18 protein-coding genes are annotated in these 17,532 nt (G+C 51.5%); 7 read left to right on the top strand and 11 right to left on the bottom strand.

All coding sequences use genetic code 11. The features are described 5' to 3' along the window. Positions 1-83: 83 nt before the first annotated feature. The 11 genes from MHN31_RS20215 to MHN31_RS20165 form a co-directional block, all read right to left on the bottom strand. Positions 84-956 (bottom strand): multidrug transporter, encoded by an 873-nt coding sequence (locus MHN31_RS20215; protein WP_239445163.1) that lies wholly within the window; start codon positions 954-956, stop codon positions 84-86. Between the two features lie 194 nt (positions 957-1,150). After that, positions 1,151-1,843 carry a pseudouridine synthase gene (locus tag MHN31_RS20210; RefSeq protein WP_239445162.1) on the bottom strand — a complete coding sequence of 231 codons (693 nt, stop codon included), beginning with the start codon at positions 1,841-1,843 and terminating at the stop codon, positions 1,151-1,153. 43 nt (positions 1,844-1,886) lie between these two features. Beyond that, positions 1,887-3,020 carry a retropepsin-like aspartic protease gene (locus MHN31_RS20205; RefSeq protein WP_239445161.1) on the bottom strand — a complete coding sequence of 378 codons (1,134 nt, stop codon included), beginning with the start codon at positions 3,018-3,020 and terminating at the stop codon, positions 1,887-1,889. Positions 3,021-3,032: 12 nt separating this feature from the next. After that, a complete protein-coding gene (locus tag MHN31_RS20200) occupies positions 3,033-3,908 on the bottom strand; it encodes an SDR family oxidoreductase (RefSeq protein ID WP_125564157.1) in 876 nt (291 codons plus the stop codon). A gap of 279 nt (positions 3,909-4,187) precedes the next feature. Next, entirely contained in the window at positions 4,188-5,678 is a 1,491-nt protein-coding gene (locus tag MHN31_RS20195; protein WP_206074229.1) for a peptide MFS transporter, read from the bottom strand. Between the two features lie 124 nt (positions 5,679-5,802). After that, positions 5,803-6,507: an HAD-IA family hydrolase gene (locus tag MHN31_RS20190; protein ID WP_125564153.1), complete on the bottom strand. Its 705-nt coding sequence runs from the start codon at positions 6,505-6,507 to the stop codon at positions 5,803-5,805. Positions 6,508-6,566: 59 nt separating this feature from the next. Then, on the bottom strand, positions 6,567-7,511 hold the full coding sequence (gene xerC, locus MHN31_RS20185; RefSeq protein WP_194868317.1) for a tyrosine recombinase XerC: 945 nt from the start codon (positions 7,509-7,511) through the stop codon (positions 6,567-6,569). After that, complete coding sequence (locus MHN31_RS20180; protein WP_239445160.1) at positions 7,508-8,152, bottom strand: DUF484 family protein; 645 nt, start codon at positions 8,150-8,152, stop codon at positions 7,508-7,510. Before MHN31_RS20180 ends, xerC begins: the two co-directional genes overlap by 4 nt. Further along, positions 8,149-8,979 (bottom strand): diaminopimelate epimerase, encoded by an 831-nt coding sequence (gene dapF, locus MHN31_RS20175; RefSeq protein ID WP_125564148.1) that lies wholly within the window; start codon positions 8,977-8,979, stop codon positions 8,149-8,151. Before dapF ends, MHN31_RS20180 begins: the two co-directional genes overlap by 4 nt. A gap of 88 nt (positions 8,980-9,067) precedes the next feature. Beyond that, complete coding sequence (gene lysA, locus MHN31_RS20170; RefSeq protein WP_239445159.1) at positions 9,068-10,321, bottom strand: diaminopimelate decarboxylase; 1,254 nt, start codon at positions 10,319-10,321, stop codon at positions 9,068-9,070. Next, entirely contained in the window at positions 10,322-10,519 is a 198-nt protein-coding gene (locus MHN31_RS20165; RefSeq protein ID WP_125564144.1) for a lipoprotein, read from the bottom strand. Positions 10,520-10,646: 127 nt separating this feature from the next. Here MHN31_RS20165 and cyaY point away from each other — a divergent pair, with 127 nt between their 5' ends. From cyaY to add, 7 genes are all read left to right on the top strand, one after another. Continuing rightward, on the top strand, positions 10,647-10,967 hold the full coding sequence (gene cyaY / locus MHN31_RS20160) for an iron donor protein CyaY (protein ID WP_010387071.1): 321 nt from the start codon (positions 10,647-10,649) through the stop codon (positions 10,965-10,967). After that, positions 10,967-11,620 (top strand): alpha/beta fold hydrolase, encoded by a 654-nt coding sequence (locus MHN31_RS20155; protein WP_125564220.1) that lies wholly within the window; start codon positions 10,967-10,969, stop codon positions 11,618-11,620. The genes cyaY and MHN31_RS20155 overlap by 1 nt, the downstream gene beginning before the upstream one ends. A gap of 17 nt (positions 11,621-11,637) precedes the next feature. Further along, entirely contained in the window at positions 11,638-12,516 is an 879-nt protein-coding gene (locus tag MHN31_RS20150; protein WP_239445158.1) for a DUF2914 domain-containing protein, read from the top strand. 19 nt (positions 12,517-12,535) lie between these two features. Further along, the gene (hemC, locus tag MHN31_RS20145) at positions 12,536-13,474 is read left to right on the top strand and encodes a hydroxymethylbilane synthase (protein ID WP_239445157.1); all 939 of its coding nucleotides are present in this window, start codon (positions 12,536-12,538) and stop codon (positions 13,472-13,474) included. A 1-nt stretch (position 13,475) separates the two neighbouring features. Beyond that, positions 13,476-15,275 (top strand): uroporphyrinogen-III C-methyltransferase, encoded by a 1,800-nt coding sequence (locus MHN31_RS20140; RefSeq protein WP_239445156.1) that lies wholly within the window; start codon positions 13,476-13,478, stop codon positions 15,273-15,275. Next, positions 15,272-16,375: a heme biosynthesis HemY N-terminal domain-containing protein gene (locus tag MHN31_RS20135; RefSeq protein WP_239445155.1), complete on the top strand. Its 1,104-nt coding sequence runs from the start codon at positions 15,272-15,274 to the stop codon at positions 16,373-16,375. The genes MHN31_RS20140 and MHN31_RS20135 overlap by 4 nt, the downstream gene beginning before the upstream one ends. Positions 16,376-16,513: 138 nt before the next feature. Next, the gene (gene add, locus MHN31_RS20130; protein ID WP_125564134.1) at positions 16,514-17,509 is read left to right on the top strand and encodes an adenosine deaminase; all 996 of its coding nucleotides are present in this window, start codon (positions 16,514-16,516) and stop codon (positions 17,507-17,509) included. Positions 17,510-17,532: the final 23 nt, after the last annotated feature.

Raw genomic sequence — 17,532 nt, 5'->3', positions numbered from 1 at the left:
GCACTCTGTTGTCATTGTTGCAATATCTTCAGTATAGAAAGTGCCGGCGTTTTTTCCCTGAAAATTTATGTCAGACCAGTCACCTAACTCATCATTACCAGGATTGCAGCCAGTGCGATGAGTAGTAACCCCAAGGTATCACGCCGGGCAACCGGGGCTTTTAGCCACCACACTGCGATGGCAAGCGAAAAGAATACTTCGATCTGACCCAATGTTTTAACATAGGCAACGTGCTGCAGGCTCATGGCACTAAACCAGCCAACAGAGCCGATACAGCTGGTAGTACTGATGGCACAGGTGAGTCGGCGGTGTTGCCAAAGCTGACGCCAGGAGTCTGCCTCCGCATAGCTCAGGTAGCAGGCCAGTATTAAGGTTTGACAGGATAGCACCAGTAACAGCACCCAGGCCGCGCTATGCGGGAAAGGCAACTGGGTGGCGATACTGGCTTCTCGGACCCACAAAGAGGTGAGGGCAAAGGCACCGCCACAGGCAAGTCCTAACAGGGCTGTCGTCAATTGAAAGTGGCGCAGTGTAACACCGCTGAGTAACAGCACCGCAATACCCCCCAGCAAGACACCTATCCAGCCCAGCGCGCTCAGATGAGATCCGAAAAAGACCATCCCCAGGATAGCCGCCAATAGAGCCTCACTTTTTGCCAGTCCCACACCGACCGCATAATTATTGCGTTTGAACAATATCACCATGAGTCCGGTTGCAATGATTTGCATAATACTCGCGCCCGCAATATAGCCTACCAATGTCGGGTTTAGGGTGAGTGCCGGTGCTGTTTGCCAGTGATACAGGCACAGCAAGTATAAAGCAGCCAGAGGGGTGGCCAGCAGAAAACGGGCCAGTGTGACACTGGCGACGCTGGCGTGCTGACTCAGGCGGCTTTGCAGCGCATTACGCCAGGCCTGGCTGAAAGCGGCCAGGCAGGTAAAGGCAATCCATTCCATATTTTTGGGCTTTGATGAATATCGGAACACTGAAACTAACCGGAGCCGCAGAGAAATGCCAGACCCTTGAAAAATATTCAGCATAACGAGCACAAATAATGGTGCGACAATATGCCGCAGTGTGTCACGCTCGGCCACGCGCTATACTGTTTATCGATGCTACTTTTACCGCCCAGAAAGCCGGTTGGGCGGTACTATTTTTCTTGCTCTTCGAGCTTAAGCTGTGTCAACGCTATGGGTTGATAGTGACCCGCCGGCAAAACTTGTGCATCGAGTTTTAGGTTTGCTATTCGCACTCGGTATAAATCCACCACCCGATAACCGCAGTAGCGCGCCATTTTGCGGATCTGACGATTTAATCCCTGCTTGAGGACAATGGTAAAGGTATCTGCTGTGATTGGCTCAACCCGACAGACCTGGGTTGTCGTGCCATCAACCGGCACACCTGCACTCATTCGGGCACAAAACTGTTCATCAAAGGGGCGGTCCACCACCACTCGGTATTCTTTTTCCTGATGATGTTTGGGGTGGATCAGGCGGTTACAAAGCTCACCGTCATTGGTTAGTAGTAACAATCCACGGCTGTCTTTGTCTAATCGGCCAATGGGGTAAACACGTTCACCAGGTGGCAAATGATGGCTCAGGCTACTTGGGTCGTCCGGGCGCAATTTACAGTCGATGCCAACTGGTTTGTGATACATGTAGAGTTGTTTGGGGGCTGGCCCCTTAACCAACAGACCGCTGACGAGAATATGATCAGTCTCTGTGACATGATCTATGTGGTTGGCCGGGCGACCATTAACCGTGACTTCGGCGGCTTCGATTAATCGTGACGCCTGACGGCGGGAACAGACACCACAGTGGCTCAGATATTTGGCTAGGCGCATTGGCTGCATACAAAGGAAAACCGGGAAGCAAAAGCGCAGTATATCAATTCTGACTGCGGGGGCGCAAAATCAGTACGGCATTACGCTGATCGATGTCAAAATCAAAGTAACGCAAAAAATTCATGCCTAGCAAACCCGGTCCGGCGCGCATTTCATTCATGACGGCAAACTGTATGGGCCCGCGAACCTGATCGCCAATCTGCATTTGCTCACTTTGGTAAAATTCCACATTAGCCAGCCCATTGGCGGTTGATACAGTTCGGGTATCTAGGTAATCAACAGCCTGATTTAGAATTGAAAATTGTTGCTGGGTCAGCGAGGTGACGCTGGCACCTGTGTCGATCATCAATTCGATGGTGGTGCCTGCCAGCTGGGCTTCAAGCACAAAATGGCTACCGAGACGACGCAGTGGTACGTGTGTAACCCCTTGTTGCAACGCCTGTGCTTGCTGTTGCAATGCTTCTGTTTCCTGATGATGGCGTAAGGTGTCGTCTGCTTGTGCAATTAAAAACAGGGCTTCGTCTGGCTGAGATAAGGCCAGGTGCGCTTTGACCTGATGCGTCAGCAATGGCAGCAGGTGCGGCTTTTCATCGTACCAGGGCGCGGCCAGAGTCAACAGCTCATGCCATTGTTGTTGTTGGCTCAGCTCGATCAGGCGCGAGATTAACAGGGTGTCGACCAGAGATTGCCAGTCTGCGTAATGGGGGTTGCGTCGATACGCAATGAGGAGCCGGTTGAGTGCTTCATCGGGCTGCGCTAGCGCCTGATACAAGAGAATTTCAAGGCGCTGTGCTGCCAATGCTTGTGGCTCAGCTCTGAGGAAACCCTGAACCAGGGCGAGTTGTGCAAACAGCTGAGCATGTGAAGCCTGGTCCAGCTGTGCGTTGATCCAATGCCACCACTGCTTGATGGCCTGGCTCGCGGCGTCAGGGTGTGTCCCTCGCGCTTGCAGCAGGCTGGCCAGAGCCTGCTCATAGTGAGCCTGTTGAAATGCTTGCTGTGCCTGGGTAATTAGTAATGGCGTCTGGCGCTCATTGGACTGGCTTGTAATGACAGCTGGGACGGTTGGCATGGTGGAAGAATGATCTGACATAGCAGGTGAAGGGCGATAGAGCTGCCAGCCCAAATACCCATTGAGTAGCAAAGACAGCCCTAAGAGTATCGATTTCACCTGCATTGTGTGTCGCTCCTATCCGTGCTGATTCAGTATAGCTGCTATCGCGGAGCCAAAGTCCCGCTGATGGGTGATACCCAATAGATGCAGGCGAGTGTCCTGAAGCGCACAGTTGTGTGGCCGGGCTGCGCTTTGGGTTGGTTCTGGCAAAGCGATGAGTTGTTCTCCATCTATGCCCACCAGCGGTGCCATGATCCGTGCCATTTGATACTTGGTCATCGCCTGATTATCTGACATGTGGTAGATACCGCCTAGTTTTTTTGCTGGTAGCGCTACCAGGTCTGCCAGTGTCAGAGCAATGTCTTCAACATGGGTGGGATAGCGGATTGCCCAGTCGTCATGGGCACTTGTTGCATTCAACTTGAGTTGCTCAGCAATCACAGTGACAGCTGACTCTGCCAGGTATTCAACATCCCCATACAGCACCGGCACTCGGACCACACAATGTGTAGGGTCGCTCGATAGCACGGCTTGTTCAGCTTGTTGCTTACTTTGGCCATAAAAGTTTAGCGGGTTGGTGTGCGCCTGTTCAGTGTAAGGCGGTTGAGTGCCATCAAAAACGTAATCGGTGCTGATAAAAAATAAGCGGATGCCTCTTTGGCTACATTGTGTAGCCAGGTGTTCACTGGCTGCTACATTCAGCGCGAGTGTCTGAGCATGGTCGGTTTCACAGACATCAGGTTTTCGCTCTGCCGCAGCGTGGATTAGCACGTCCGGTGCATACTGATCGAGAAAAGCGTTGATAGCTTGCTGGTCGGATAAATCAAGAGACACCAGTGGCGGGGCGGCACGACGGAAGCCACACCCTATGATTGTGTGTTGCGTCTCCAGTATTTTGACAAGTGCGCGTCCCAGTAGTCCGGTTGCACCGGTAATGGCGATGGTTTGCATAGCAACTCCGTTGATTGTCTGACTGTTTTATACAGGGAGTGAAAATAATTACACTCGCAAACGGGGCATCGTGTCACGCGCATTTTATTTTACTAAATAGGCGCTTCACATCGGCAAGGTCGGATGCATGCGCAGTGATTTCACCAATTGCCGTGGCGTGTGACAACAACCTTGTCAGCTTACCCAATTTCCAGACAGTGTCCAGATGCGATGTTTGGTTTTTCAGTGTCTCTGTGACAGGAGCTTAAATCCGGGCCGGCTGAGGCCGGCCCGGATCCACTAAGCGGCTTGTTGCTGAGTCTGGCCTTCCCAGATTTTGGCTCGCAAGCCAAACAGGCCAACCAGGATCCCCACACCAATACAGAACAGGCTGATCTGTAGATACAGATTAGGCATCTGCTCAACATTGTTGGGGTCAAAGTTACCGGCCAGCAGGCCAGAGATGATGTTTCCGATAGAATAAGTTAACACAAACACGCCCATCATCTGTCCGGCAAAGCGTTTTGGTGACAGCTTGCTGACGGCACTCAGTGCTACGGGGCTCAGGCATAACTCACCAACCGTATGCAGGAAGTAAGTGGTTACCAGCCACATGGGGGCGACCTTAAGACCTTGAGCAGCATATTGCGCAGCAAAGAACATGACAATAAAGCCGCTGGCCATAATCACCAGACCAATGGCACATTTTACTGTGTATGATGGGGAGATCATGCGCTTTGCCAGGTTGATCCACAGGGCTGCAAAGAAAGGAGACAAGATAATGATAAAAAAGGAGTTGGTCGACTGGAACCAGGCTGTGGGAATACTGAAGTCACCAATAAGTCGGTCAGTGTAATCGCGCGCAAACAGATTCAGTGAAGATCCGGCCTGCTCAAACCCTGACCAGAAGCAGGCTGAGGCCACACAGACCAAAAAGAGTGCCCACATTTTGCGTTTCTCATCGTGCGCCAGTTCGCCGGCGAAGTAGATGAATCCATAGTAGGCGAAGAAGATAAGGGTAAATGCCACTGCCACGTATTGAGCAACAACAACCGGGTTAATGATGATCAACCCTGTATAGGTCAGCGCCACGACGCCAGCGACGGCAGCCACCACTGCTGCTATGACCGACCAGGCCTTGCGTGCCTTATCTGCAGATAGCGGGTTGCTGGGTTGGTCGCCGACATGGGCAATATTACCCAGGGTCTTGCGATACTGAATAAGACCAACGCCCATACCCACAGCGGCAGCACCAAATGCCCAGTGCCAGCCCAGGTTTTCCATGAAATAGCCACAGATGGTATACCCCAGCACTGAGCCTAAATTGATACCCATGTAATAAAGTGCATAGCCACCATCGCGTCGTTCGTCTTCATCACGATAAAGCTGACCAACCATCGCGCTGATATTGGGCTTTAGCAGACCAGTGCCTGCGGCCACCAGGATCAGCCCAATGAAAAAGGTCTCATGGGCGGGAATGGCCAGTACAATATGACCACACATAATGATGATCCCGCCATACCAGACGGTACGTTGTCCGCCTAGCAAACGGTCCGCTATCCAGCCACCGGGTAAACCCAGAAAGTACACAGCGCCTGTGTATAAACCGTAGATGGCAGCCGCTGCGGCGACGGTAAATTCAAGGCCTTCCTCTTGTAAAGACGCTGTCATAAACAGTACTAATAAGGCGCGCATACCATAATAGCTCATGCGCTCCCACATTTCGGTGAAGAAGAGGGTAGAGAGGCCCCGAGGGTGGCCAAAAAACCCGGTATCCTGATGGGTATCCAGTGATGACATAATAGACTTCCGATTGTTGTTTTATTATACGAAAGTCTTATTAGTACGTGATTTGTTAAAATTTTGCAACTGACGACGAGGTCGCCAGCCCGTTGCAGCAAACGTGCTTGTGAGTTTAGTCAGCCAGCACTGACAGGGCGTGTATGTCTGAGATCTCAAGATCAGCAAGGCCCTGATAATGGTAGGAAGTATCCTGGTTATTCAGCCATACGCTGCGACATCCAGCCAGGTTTGCACCCTGTACGTCTGTATCCAGGCTATCCCCAATGTGCAGTAACTGGTGCGGCGCTACTGCGCAATGCTGACACGCGGCGTCAAACAGATCGGCATGGGGTTTGGCGCGACCATCTCGGCCTGCCATGAGCACGTATTCGAACTGGCCGGCCAGATTGAAGCGCTCTATTTCCACATTACCATTGGTGATGGCGATGAGCCGAAAGCGCTTTCTCAGGCTTGCTAACAGCGCCAGTACCGACGCATCGACCACGATTTGACTGCGAGCTGTAGCAAAAGCCTGGTAGGCTGCCTCGGCATGCGTGTCTATTTCTGAGGCGCTGAATCCAGCTTGTTGTAAACCATAGCGCAGTGCAACTTGACGCCAACGAGTGACATCATGGGTAAGCTCTGGTTGTTGTAATGCGACGTGTTGGCGACATGCGAGCCAAAACTGTGGACCTTGAGCATGCCAGGGAGCCAGTGCGTTGACATAATCGTTCATCGCTTGAACCGCGGCTGCGATCACTGGGTGGTTGTTATACAGCGTATCATCCAGGTCAAAGCTCAGCACCTGAATCTTATCAATGGCACGGTTAAATCGCATAACATCTCTCTTTGTTTTTGGTCCACTTGAGTGTACCTAAAGAATGCCTGAAAGCCCACTCAGTCTTTGCGTTGTTTACGAGCTCTGGGATGTGCGTTGTCGTACACTTTGGCAAGGTGTCCAAAATCGACATGGGTGTAGACCTGGGTGGCGGATAAACTGGTGTGACCTAACATTTCCTGTATGGCCCGCAGATCACCACTGGATTCGAGTAAGTGCGTGGCAAAGGAGTGACGCAGTTTGTGCGGGTGAATGGTACCCGTTATCCCCTGGCGGATCCCCCATTGCTGCATTCTGGCGCGCACATGGCGCACCGAAATACGTGTTTTACGTTTGCTGACAAACAACGCAGGTTCATCGGCATGGGCAAATTGCGGACGGTGTTTTAACCACTGTGCAATGGCGTCCAGGGCTTTGGAGCCCACCGGTACAACCCGTTCCTTGTTACCTTTACCCAGTACCCGGATTTCGCCATCGCGGATATCATGCAGGTTGGCGTTGACCAGTTCACTGATCCGCAGCCCGCTGGAATACATTAGTTCCATCATGGCTTTGTCGCGCACGGCGAGTACATCGTCATCCTCAATATCCAGCAGCTGCGCCATTTGATCTACATCCAGACTCTTAGGGAGCGGCTTTTGAAATTTTGGCCCTCGTAGCCCTTGCGCCGGATTATGTGTGTCATGGTTGATGGATTGCTTATGCTGTAAAAACTTGTACAAACTGCGCACACAGCTGAGCTTTAGATTAATACTGCGTGGGTTATATTGTCGGGTGCGCAGTTGCACTGAGTAACGCCTGACCAGCTCGCTGCTGACTTCCAGCCAGTGATCACAGTGTGGGGCAAAAAACGCGGCGGCTTGCAATAACTGACGCTGATATTGTCCGAGTGTGTGTGCTGAGTACTGGCGCTCAAACTTCAAATAGGCGGCAAAGTCAGCGATTGGCTCGAGCCAGCGCGGGTCGAGTGTATTGGGGTTAGCATCAAGGTGCGGCTTACTCATGCCAGGTGTTGCAACCTGAGTTGCAAAGAAGACACCAGTTCACTGACGAACAGATCGCCATTGCCGGGAGCAAAGTGATCGGCGCAATGACTCGCAAATAGCAATACTGTGTGTGGGTTATCGTTTTCCCCGAGTGTGTAGAGGGCGAATGACTGGCAACGGGTATCCGTGATCAGGCTGCTACGTTCTGAAGCACTCAGGCGACCCAGGTAACGGTTACACGCTTTCAGACGGTTTTGTCTGAGGGCGTTGACCGCACGGGCCTGCTCACTGTCGTCAGTGAGATTGATCAGTTGGCAGTGACTGACGTTGGGCAACTGTGTTAGTTCATCGCTTAAGAGCTCACTCAGCGCACCGACGTCCTGGCATTGCCAGAGGCGTCGCTGACATTCGCTGAACAAGCGATAAATCTGTTCATTCTCTTGTGCATGCGCGACCATCTGTGCAATTTGCTTTTGTTGTTGCTGGTTTTGCTCACGTAATGTGCGTTGTTGTAACAATGCCAGGTTAGGCGCACCTTGCGTCTCGTTATACAGGTTCAGCTCCAGTAACAGGTAAGGGTGCGTCAGCAAAAAATCGGGGTGCTGGTGGAGAAACGCTCGCACCTGTTCGGGTGTCAGTGAATTTGAGGAGCGGCTCATAATGCAATTTGTCCGTCGAAGACGTGCTCTGCAGGACCCGTCATTTTGACGCTTTGCCCTGGCCCATTCCAGCGTACCTGAATACTCCCACCGGGTAAGTCGACTCGCACTGTACTGGCTAGTTTATCCTGCGCAATGCCGATCACCGCAGCGGCGCAAGCCCCACTGCCGCATGCGAGGGTTTCCGCAGCACCTCGTTCCCAGACACGTAACTTGATGTGTTCACGATTAATGATTTGCATAAAGCCAATATTAGCACGTTTTGGAAACCGTTCGTGTTGTTCCAGTAAGGGTCCCAATGTGTCGACGTCTGCTTGCTCAATGTCTTCGACTTCTATCACACAATGGGGGTTACCCATGGAAACTACGCCACAAAAAACGGTGTGTTCTTCGGCACGTAAAATATAGGTTTGCTCTTGTTGCTTTGCCTTAAACGGGACCTGTGCAGGCGCAAATTCTGGTTTGCCCATGTTGACAGTGACTTGTCCATCCTTTTCGGTGAACAGGGTAATGTTGCCACCTTTGGTGGAGACACTCACTTTATGCTTATTGGTCAGGCCTTTCATGCGGACAAAGCGGGCAAAGCAGCGCGCGCCATTGCCGCATTGTTCTACTTCGGTGCCGTCGGCATTAAATATGCGGTAGTGGAAGTCCAGGTCCGGGGAATAGGGCGGTTCAACCAAAAGCAGCTGATCGAAACCGATGCCAAAATTACGGTGTGCCAGTTTACGGATCTGGTCTCGTGACAAAAAGACATTTTGGGTCACGTTGTCCACGACGACGAAGTCATTGCCCAAACCATGCATCTTAGAAAAATTTACAAACATAAAGCCTTATCTATTTTGGTGTCGGCGGCCAGTATGCGCCGCACCTATTTATGATTGTGATAACCCTACTTTGCCATGCTGTGCGCCATTACGGAAGCACTTGCTCACCCTGCCACAGTGATTCTAAGGTCTCTCTTTTGCGGATCAAGTGACAAGTATCGCCGTCGACCATGATTTCTGCAATCCGAGGGCGTGAGTTGTAATTTGAGCTCATGGTAAAGCCATAGGCACCTGCACCGCGTTGCGCCAGCAGATCACCGGGTTGAATAGCTAACGGTCTGTCTTTACCTATAAAGTCCCCGGTTTCGCACACCGGACCTACCACATCATAAGTGTGTAAAGGGGTATCATCCTGTCTGGGGGCAACGGCAATAATTTGTTGCCAGGCCTGATACAGCGAGGGCCGCAACATATCATTCATGCCTGCATCAACAATGGCAAAATGCTTTTCTTTGGTTGGCTTGAGGTACTCCACTTTGGTGACCAACAGCCCGGCGTTGGCGGCAATCGCACGACCAGGTTCAAAAATTAGCTCCAGATGTTGATACTCAGCCAGCCGTGCTTTGACTTCAGCGGCATAGGCACTGGGGTGAGGTGGTTTTTCACTGTCGTACGGCACGCCCAGGCCACCCCCAATATCCAAGTGCTTCAGTGTGATACCGGCTGATTCCAGGGTCTGAACCAAGGCCAGCACTTTGTCTAGTGCGGCAATAAAGGGGGCAACCTCAGTAAGCTGTGAGCCGATGTGGAAGTCTATCCCCACTACTTCCAGACCTGGCAAAGCACAAGCCAGCTGATAAACATCAAAGGCTTCTTTGATATCGATACCAAACTTGTTTTCTTTTAATCCGGTAGAAATGTAGGGGTGTGTTTTGGCATCTATATCCGGGTTCACACGCATTGAAATAGGCGCACGTAGATTGAGCTCACTGGCGACTTCGCTGATGCGATGCAATTCAGCTGCGGACTCTACATTAAAGCATTTGATGCCTGTATTGAGTGCATAAGCTATCTCCTGTGCGGTTTTAGCGACACCAGAAAACACAATTTTGGTGGGATCGCCGCCTGCTTTGAGCACCCGTGCTAACTCACCCTGGGACACGATATCAAAGCCTGCGCCGAGTCTGGCAAGTACATTGAGTACCGCCAGGTTACTGTTGGCTTTGACGGCATAACACACCAGATGTGGATGTCCCTGTGCGGCATCGGTGAATGCATGATAATGACGCTCCAGCGTCTTGCGTGAATACACATAAAAAGGTGTACCATATTGTGCAGCGATGTCGCTTATGGGCACCTGCTCGGCATGCAATTGGTTATCCTGATAGTGAAAGAAATCCATTTACGACTCCTGTTTCGTATCATCGTTTTCAGACGGTGTAGTATCCTGGGCAGGCTGAGGTGCTTGCTCGGGCGCATTGGTCGGTTGGGGACGTTGTTCGGGTAAATACAAAGGCCCACTTTGACCGCATGCACTTAGTAGCAAGAGGCTGGTCAAGATCAGGGTAAATAGGCTAAATTGAGTGTATGTCGCTTTCATTAGATTAATGATGTCAGTGCCTTTATAATCGCAGAGTAACAGAATTGGTAAAAAAAGCAGCTTAGAAAGTAAATTTAATTCCGCCTGAGCGGCGGACTTTCGGGGTTTGCACAGTAAGGATCAAGCTATGACAGATCATGAATATCACGAGTTAGCCGATGCGTTAATGTTGACCATTGAGGAACAAATTGATGACTGCGAGGTCGACCTGGATTATGAATCGGCATCCGGGATCCTGGAAATTATTTTTCCGGACCGTAGTAAAATTGTGATTAACAAGCAAGCCCCGCTGCACCAAGTGTGGGTCGCCACTAAATTTAATGGGCATCATTTTGAGCTGCGCGATACGCAGTGGATAGACAACCGCAGCGGCGCTGAGTTCTGGCAGTTTATGAGTGATGCAGCCACGCGTCAGGCCGGTCAAACTATTGAATGGCAGCACGACTAATGCTGCCGTTCGTAGAATACCCAGCCCAGGGAACCCACAGGGCAAGCGTGATTTGGTTACATGGTCTTGGTGATTCAGGAGAAGGCTTCTTGCCGATTGCCCCTGAGTTACGATTACCTGCTGAACTGGGCGTGCGGTTTATTTTTCCGCACGCGCCTGAGCAGCCTGTCACTGTGAACAATGGCATGGTGATGCGCTCCTGGTATGACATCAAATCCTTTGATCTGGATAAAAGAGCCGACGAAGCGGGTGTGAGAGACTCTGCGAAGTTGGTTGAGGCGCTTATTGAGGCTGAACTGGCTGCAGGGATCCCTGCAGAGCGTATTATTTTGGCAGGTTTTTCTCAAGGCGGCGTGATGGCCCTGCATGTGGCGCCGCGTTTTAAGGCGCACTTGGGTGGCGTGATGGCGTTATCTTGCTACATGTGCGCTCCGGAAAAACTTGCGCAACAAGCTGTCCAAACCGACCTGAACGTGTTTATGGCTCATGGCAGCCTTGATCCCGTGGTGCCAATGGTCGCAGGGCGACAAGCATTTGAGACCTTACAAGCACAAGGCTATGAAGTAAGCTGGCAGGATTACCCGATGCAGCATCAGGTTTGTCAGGAAGAGCTGGAGGCAATTCGCACCTGGTTACTGGCCAGATTAACGTGATAACAGAGTGATCCCCCATGACACAACGCATTGTGATTAAAACAGCGGTAACGAAAGCAAGTGAAGCCCCGGCTAAGTCCGTAACATACCAGTACCACTGGCGCCGCATTGGTGTGGTTGGCAGCGCGGCAGCATTTGGCCTGGCCGCTTTGTTTTATGGGATCGTGAATTCGGTCAGTGCCGATGAGCAGCCTGTGACAACGATGAATACCTACCAGCAACCGGAACAGGCTGACGGTGTCATTGATACTGCTGACTCTGACTTTTTAGAGCCTGCCAGTGAGCCTGAAAGGCGCCTTGCCTCTGAGCCTGTCTCAGCGACATTGGTATCCGAGCCGGTGGTGGCTGAATTGCCGCAAGCCACAGCGAATTTAGTGGTGTCGGCAACAGTGGTAAAGAGCCAGGATGAGCCTGAGTTGACCGATGAAGAAGCGGTGGTAGCTGATGAGCAGGAGACTGCTGATTTGACCGTTGACTACGATAATAGCAATGCACCGACTAAGCGTTTTGCTGAGGACGCGCAGGTTGCCAGTGTCGCCATGGCAGCCCAGGTTGATACTAAGCATATTAGCCGTGCCGTGTTGACCACCGAAGTGATGAACCGGGAGCCGGTGAATGTGCTCAAAGACAGTGTTGAGCAATCGGCCTTTGCGGATAAGCTGTATTTCTTTACCGAAGTGCGAGGCTTGCAGGGACAAACCATTCGCCATTTATGGTTTCATCAGGATCAATTGATGGCGGAGATTGATTTGGCTATCAGTGCTTACCGGCATCGCACCTACTCCAGCAAAAACATAATGCCCAGCCAAAGTGGTCAATGGCGTATTGAAGTGATAACCGCAGATGATCGGCTACTGGCACAAAAAACCTTTAGAATTATCGCAACCGCTCAATAGTGAGCAGACTGAGTAAAGCATGACGACGAAAAAAAATGTGTTGCGCATCGCAACAAGAAAAAGTGCGCTGGCCTTATGGCAGGCCGAGTATGTGAAAGCTGAACTGGAGAAGTTCCACACCGACCTGACGGTTGAACTGGTCCCTATGTCGACCAAAGGTGACAAGATCCTGGACACACCACTGGCAAAAATCGGCGGTAAGGGGCTGTTTGTGAAAGAGCTGGAGCAAGCCATGCTGGAAGGTCGTGCGGATATTGCCGTACACTCGATGAAAGATGTCCCTGTTGATTTCCCTGATGGTTTGGAACTGCACACCATTTGTGAGCGTGAAGATCCCCGTGATGCATTTGTTTCGAACCGCTACAAGTCGCTGTCTGAGCTTCCGGCTGGTGCTGTAGTTGGCACCTCAAGCCTGCGTCGTCAATGTCAGATCCGCGCCCAGCGCCCGGACTTGGTGATCAAAGATTTACGTGGCAATGTGAACACGCGCCTGGCAAAGTTGGATGCTGGTGAGTTCGATGCCATTATTCTTGCGGCTGCGGGATTGATCCGACTGGAGATGGCCGAACGGATCGCCAGTTTTGTGAGTGTTGAAGACTCGCTGCCTGCCAATGGTCAGGGGGCCGTGGGTATTGAATGTCGCAGTGACGATGCGCAGGTTCAGGCCTGGCTTGCCCCGCTTGAGCACAGCGAAACACGCATGCGTGTGCTGGCTGAGCGTGCAATGAACCGCCGTCTGGAAGGTGGCTGTCAGGTGCCAATTGGCGCTTATGCAGAAATCGACGGCGAGCAACTTACCCTGCGTGGGCTGGTAGGTGCCATAGACGGTAGTCAGATTTTACGCGGCGAGCAAAGCGGGCCGGTTGCCGATGCTGAGCAATTGGGAGTCCGCCTGGCGGAATCTTTGCTGGCACAAGGTGCGGACCAAGTTTTGGCTGAGGTTTACCGGGACAACTAATGTGAAACTAGCCATCACCCGCCCGGCAGGCAAAGGAGCGTTGCTTGGTGAACAGCTTGAGGCACAGGGGATCAGCTGTGACTGTACCCCAGTGCTGGAGCTAGTAAAGCTGCCAGTTAGTGATACTGAACTTGCACCTATCATGGAAGCAGAACAGCTTATTTTCATTTCTCAGGATGCGGTGTATTACCTGGCACAGCATCAGCCTACCTTTTCACCCGACTGTCAGTTTTTTGCTGTAGGTGACAAAACTGCAGCGGCCATAGAAGCCTGTTTTGACCGCCGCGCCATCGTACCTGAGCAGCATGACTCTGAGGGGGTACTTGCCTTACCCGCACTGCAGCAGGTTGAAGATAAGAGAGTGGTGGTAGTGAAAGGGCGTGGAGGGCGTACGTTGATCAGTCAGATGCTGAAGCAGCGTGGCGCCCGGGTATCACATTGTGTGGTGTATGAGCGGATCCCGGCTGCCACCGGGTCTGATATCTGGTTGGACCACTGGCAAAGGCAAAGCATTGACGGTATAGTGATCACCAGTAATGCGGCCATTGATGCCATCTTTAATACCCAGCAGAGCGAATTACTAAACTGGCTGAGCTGCCGTCGGTTTTATCTGGTCAGTCAGCGCAGCGCAGAATACCTTCGCGAACAATACGCGATAAAGGACAAACAAATCGCCATCAGTGCAGGCGCAGATAACGATGCGTTACTGGCCTGCATAATGGATAATCAGCCCCGCCAAGGTGGAACTATGACAGAACAACAACAAAGTCAGTCAAGCCCTCAGTCTTCGGACAAGTCATCCAATCCCGCCGCTGTGTCGGGCAAAATCAGTAAAACGGCCATCCTGGCTCTGCTGGTGGCGCTGACTTCCGGAGTGGGTGCTGCGGGTGTCTATTATCTGGGACAACAGCAGCTGACTCAGTATCAGCAAACGCTGGCGCAGGTGACTCAGGATAATCAGCAATTACACGCCGAGCTGGCGTCCAGTAAACAGGCACTGACTGAGTTACATGGGCAGTTGGCTCAACGCGAACAAGCAGTCGCACAGCAACTCCAGGCGCAAACGCGTGAGCTTGAACAGCGATTACAGGCGACCTTGCAGACAGCCAAGCAGCAGCTTGGGAGCGCTCAAAAAGCAGAAATTGCAGCCCTGACACGCAGCGCCGAGTTTCAGGCCAATATTCAGCGCCATTATCTGGCTGCTGCCGCGACCCTGACACGCTTGCACTCACTGGTGCGTGAACAAAGTAATACAACGACTGTGCAAACCGCCATTGCCGCTGATCTGGCGCTCTTGAAGGCTCAGCCTAAACCGCAGCTGGAAGCCTTGTATTTGGACTTGCACGGTTATGTGACTCAGGCTGACGATTTACCGTTACAGATCATGACCAAGCCAGCAGATCCACAAATCGAACAGCGTGAATTAACGGAGCAGGTGAGTGACTGGAAAGCCAATGCCTGGCGCTCATGGTTAAAAATCCAGGATCAATTTATTAAGTTTCGCACCCACGATAAACCAGTCATTGACCCGATACTGGATGCTCAGGAACAGCAGCTTATTCGCGCTCAGCTGAACAGTTATCTGCGTCAGGCGCAGACCGCTCTGATGCAGCAACAGCAGAGTGTGTATTTCACTGCACTGGAAGGTGCCGGCATGACCTTAGCGCGTTATTATCGCTCTGATAACAGTGCTGTCGTTGCGATGCAGGCAGGTTTGAAAGCGCTGCAACAAAAAGAGTTTACAGCACAAACAGCCCTTGAATTACAAACCCCACAGGCGGTGAAGGAGTGGTTACAATGACACGTACACTGATCTCGATCATTGTGCTGCTGGGTGTGCTGGCAGCAGGCCATTTGTTGATTGATGAAAAAGGCTACTTGTTGATTGCGGTGAACAACCACACCATAGAGACCTCTTTGTTTGCGCTGGCTGTGATTGTGATTTTTGCTGTGTTGCTTGGTGCTTTGGTATTGAGCGTGTTGGGTGCGCTGTGGCGGACATTCGCTCGCAGCCGAGGCTGGCTAAAAGGGCGTAAAAATAAGCGTCAGCAACAAGCACTGGAAGCGGCTGTCTGGGCATGCATTAATGATGATGACGCGCAGTTGCAGCAAGCCCTGGCCATCGCTGACTTACCTGTTCAGTGGCAAGATCAGCAGCGTGCAATGGCGGCGCGGGTTGCGTTGCAGCAGCAACAGTCTACACAGGCGTTGGCACAGTTGCAGGAGATGTCTCCAGAGTCACAGGGGCAGGTCGCCAAGTTATGGCTGCAAGCCAATCAGGGGGAGCAGGCATTGTCTTTACTGGGTGCACAAATGGATGAGAAAAAAGTCCCAGACAATGTGATTGCCAGTTACCTGGAAGCGCTGATCCAGGCCGGGCAGCGTGAACAAGCGTTGACGCTAATCCAGCAAAAACATAAACAATTGCGCTGGTCTGAAGCGCACTGGAAAAAGCACCTTAATGCGTTGTTTGCCATAGATGATAACTCGGCGCAGGCTACCTTTAACGCGCTACCCAAAGCGCTGCGTCCTATGGCGGCTGGCGCTTTGACTCAGCAAGCCTTGCGACAGGGACAATTTGATGCCGTGCGCGGTGACTTATTAAAATATCTGAAAAAAGGTCAGTACCTGCAGCTCGCTGAGGCGTTGCAGTATGCTGGCAGCTCAGACCCAGAGTTGCGTAAACTGATACAGACCGCATTACACAAGCAGCCGGAGCAACCAGAGTTGTTATTTAGTCTGGCTTGTTTGGCCAATGCTGAGGGAGAGTATGAACTGGCAGCCAAGATTTTCGACACGCTGGCAAAGTCACCCTGGCAAACGTTGTGGCAGCAGCAAGCACAGCGCGCTTATGCCCAAACCGGGCAATTTGATAAAGCCTACCTGTTGGCCACTCAATAATACCAAGACACAGTCAAAACACCGGTCACCTGACCGGTTTTTTTTGCTATGAATATTCTGCTTTGCGGATATTTGTCCTTGAAACTACACTTAAGCTGCGTATGATCTGAAAAATTTTATCTGCAATCCGAGTGCCTTATGATCAATACCAAACTACCTTTACTTGATTTACACCGCCACTTAGACGGTAACGTGCGTGCTGAGACCATTTTAGACCTTGGTCAGCAGTTTAATATGCCGCTGCCTGCTCACGACGTGGAAGGGTTAAGGCCACATGTTCAGGTCATTGACAATGCACCAAACCTGATGGCCTTTCTGGCCAAGCTGGACTGGGGCGTTAAAGTGCTGGGTGATTACGATGCGTGTCGCCGTATTGCAGTTGAAAATGTGGAAGACGCCATTGCACAGAAGATGGATTACACTGAGCTACGCTTCAGTCCTTACTATATGGCTAAAACCCATAACTTACATCCACAAGGCGTGGTCGAGGCGGTGGTCGATGGCATAAAATCGGCCACGCGGGGTCGGGATATCAAGGTGAATTTGATTGGTATTATGTCGCGCACCTTTGGTGTTGAAAAATGCCAATATGAACTCGATGCCCTGTTGGCGTTCAAAAACGATTTAGTGGCTGTGGATTTGGCCGGGGATGAAATAGGCTTCCCGGGTGCTTTGTTCATTGATCATTTTAAACAAGTCCGTGACGCGTATTTGGGCGCAACAATTCATGCCGGCGAAGCCGAAGGAGCCAGCAGTATCTGGCAGGCTATCAACGAGCTGGGCGCGACACGGATTGGCCATGGTGTGAAAGCCATTGAAGATCCTAAACTGATGGACTACCTGCGTGATAATCGCATTGGTATTGAGTCTTGCCTGACTAGCAACCTGCAAACCAGCACCGTGGCGAGCATTGAGACGCATCCGCTCAAACAGTTTTTAGATCATGGTATTTTGGCTACCATCAATACAGATGATCCTGCGGTACAAGGCGTGGAGCTGGACAATGAATTTGAACGTGCTGCACCACAGGCAGGTCTCAGTGGAGCAGATATCCTCCAGGCACAAAAGAATGCGGTTGAGATTGCTTTTTTGAGTGATTCAGACAAACAGGCGTTGTTACAAAAGTATGTGTAATCCGCGATAGCCGTTCGGTGAGC

Origin of the sequence: Pseudoalteromonas sp. McH1-42 (assembly GCF_022347845.1) — a bacterium.
Classification (GTDB): domain Bacteria; phylum Pseudomonadota; class Gammaproteobacteria; order Enterobacterales; family Alteromonadaceae; genus Pseudoalteromonas; species Pseudoalteromonas rubra_D.
Note: the sequence above shows the minus strand (reverse complement) of the source record. Positions and strands in the feature narration are given on the sequence as shown.

What these genes read in the sequence shown, in the direction of transcription:
- MHN31_RS20215 (WP_239445163.1), bottom strand. Translation starts at nt 956, where the DNA reads ATGGAATGGATTGCCTTTACCTGCCTGGCCGCTTTCAGCCAGGCCTGG.
- MHN31_RS20210 (WP_239445162.1), bottom strand. Translation starts at nt 1,843, where the DNA reads ATGCGCCTAGCCAAATATCTGAGCCACTGTGGTGTCTGTTCCCGCCGT.
- MHN31_RS20205 (WP_239445161.1), bottom strand. Translation starts at nt 3,020, where the DNA reads ATGCAGGTGAAATCGATACTCTTAGGGCTGTCTTTGCTACTCAATGGG.
- MHN31_RS20200 (WP_125564157.1), bottom strand. Translation starts at nt 3,908, where the DNA reads ATGCAAACCATCGCCATTACCGGTGCAACCGGACTACTGGGACGCGCA.
- MHN31_RS20190 (WP_125564153.1), bottom strand. Translation starts at nt 6,507, where the DNA reads ATGCGATTTAACCGTGCCATTGATAAGATTCAGGTGCTGAGCTTTGAC.
- xerC (WP_194868317.1), bottom strand. Translation starts at nt 7,511, where the DNA reads ATGAGTAAGCCGCACCTTGATGCTAACCCCAATACACTCGACCCGCGC.
- MHN31_RS20180 (WP_239445160.1), bottom strand. Translation starts at nt 8,152, where the DNA reads ATGAGCCGCTCCTCAAATTCACTGACACCCGAACAGGTGCGAGCGTTT.
- dapF (WP_125564148.1), bottom strand. Translation starts at nt 8,979, where the DNA reads ATGTTTGTAAATTTTTCTAAGATGCATGGTTTGGGCAATGACTTCGTC.
- lysA (WP_239445159.1), bottom strand. Translation starts at nt 10,321, where the DNA reads ATGGATTTCTTTCACTATCAGGATAACCAATTGCATGCCGAGCAGGTG.
- MHN31_RS20165 (WP_125564144.1), bottom strand. Translation starts at nt 10,519, where the DNA reads ATGAAAGCGACATACACTCAATTTAGCCTATTTACCCTGATCTTGACC.
- cyaY (WP_010387071.1), top strand. Translation starts at nt 10,647, where the DNA reads ATGACAGATCATGAATATCACGAGTTAGCCGATGCGTTAATGTTGACC.
- MHN31_RS20155 (WP_125564220.1), top strand. Translation starts at nt 10,967, where the DNA reads ATGCTGCCGTTCGTAGAATACCCAGCCCAGGGAACCCACAGGGCAAGC.
- MHN31_RS20150 (WP_239445158.1), top strand. Translation starts at nt 11,638, where the DNA reads ATGACACAACGCATTGTGATTAAAACAGCGGTAACGAAAGCAAGTGAA.
- hemC (WP_239445157.1), top strand. Translation starts at nt 12,536, where the DNA reads ATGACGACGAAAAAAAATGTGTTGCGCATCGCAACAAGAAAAAGTGCG.
- MHN31_RS20135 (WP_239445155.1), top strand. Translation starts at nt 15,272, where the DNA reads ATGACACGTACACTGATCTCGATCATTGTGCTGCTGGGTGTGCTGGCA.
- add (WP_125564134.1), top strand. Translation starts at nt 16,514, where the DNA reads ATGATCAATACCAAACTACCTTTACTTGATTTACACCGCCACTTAGAC.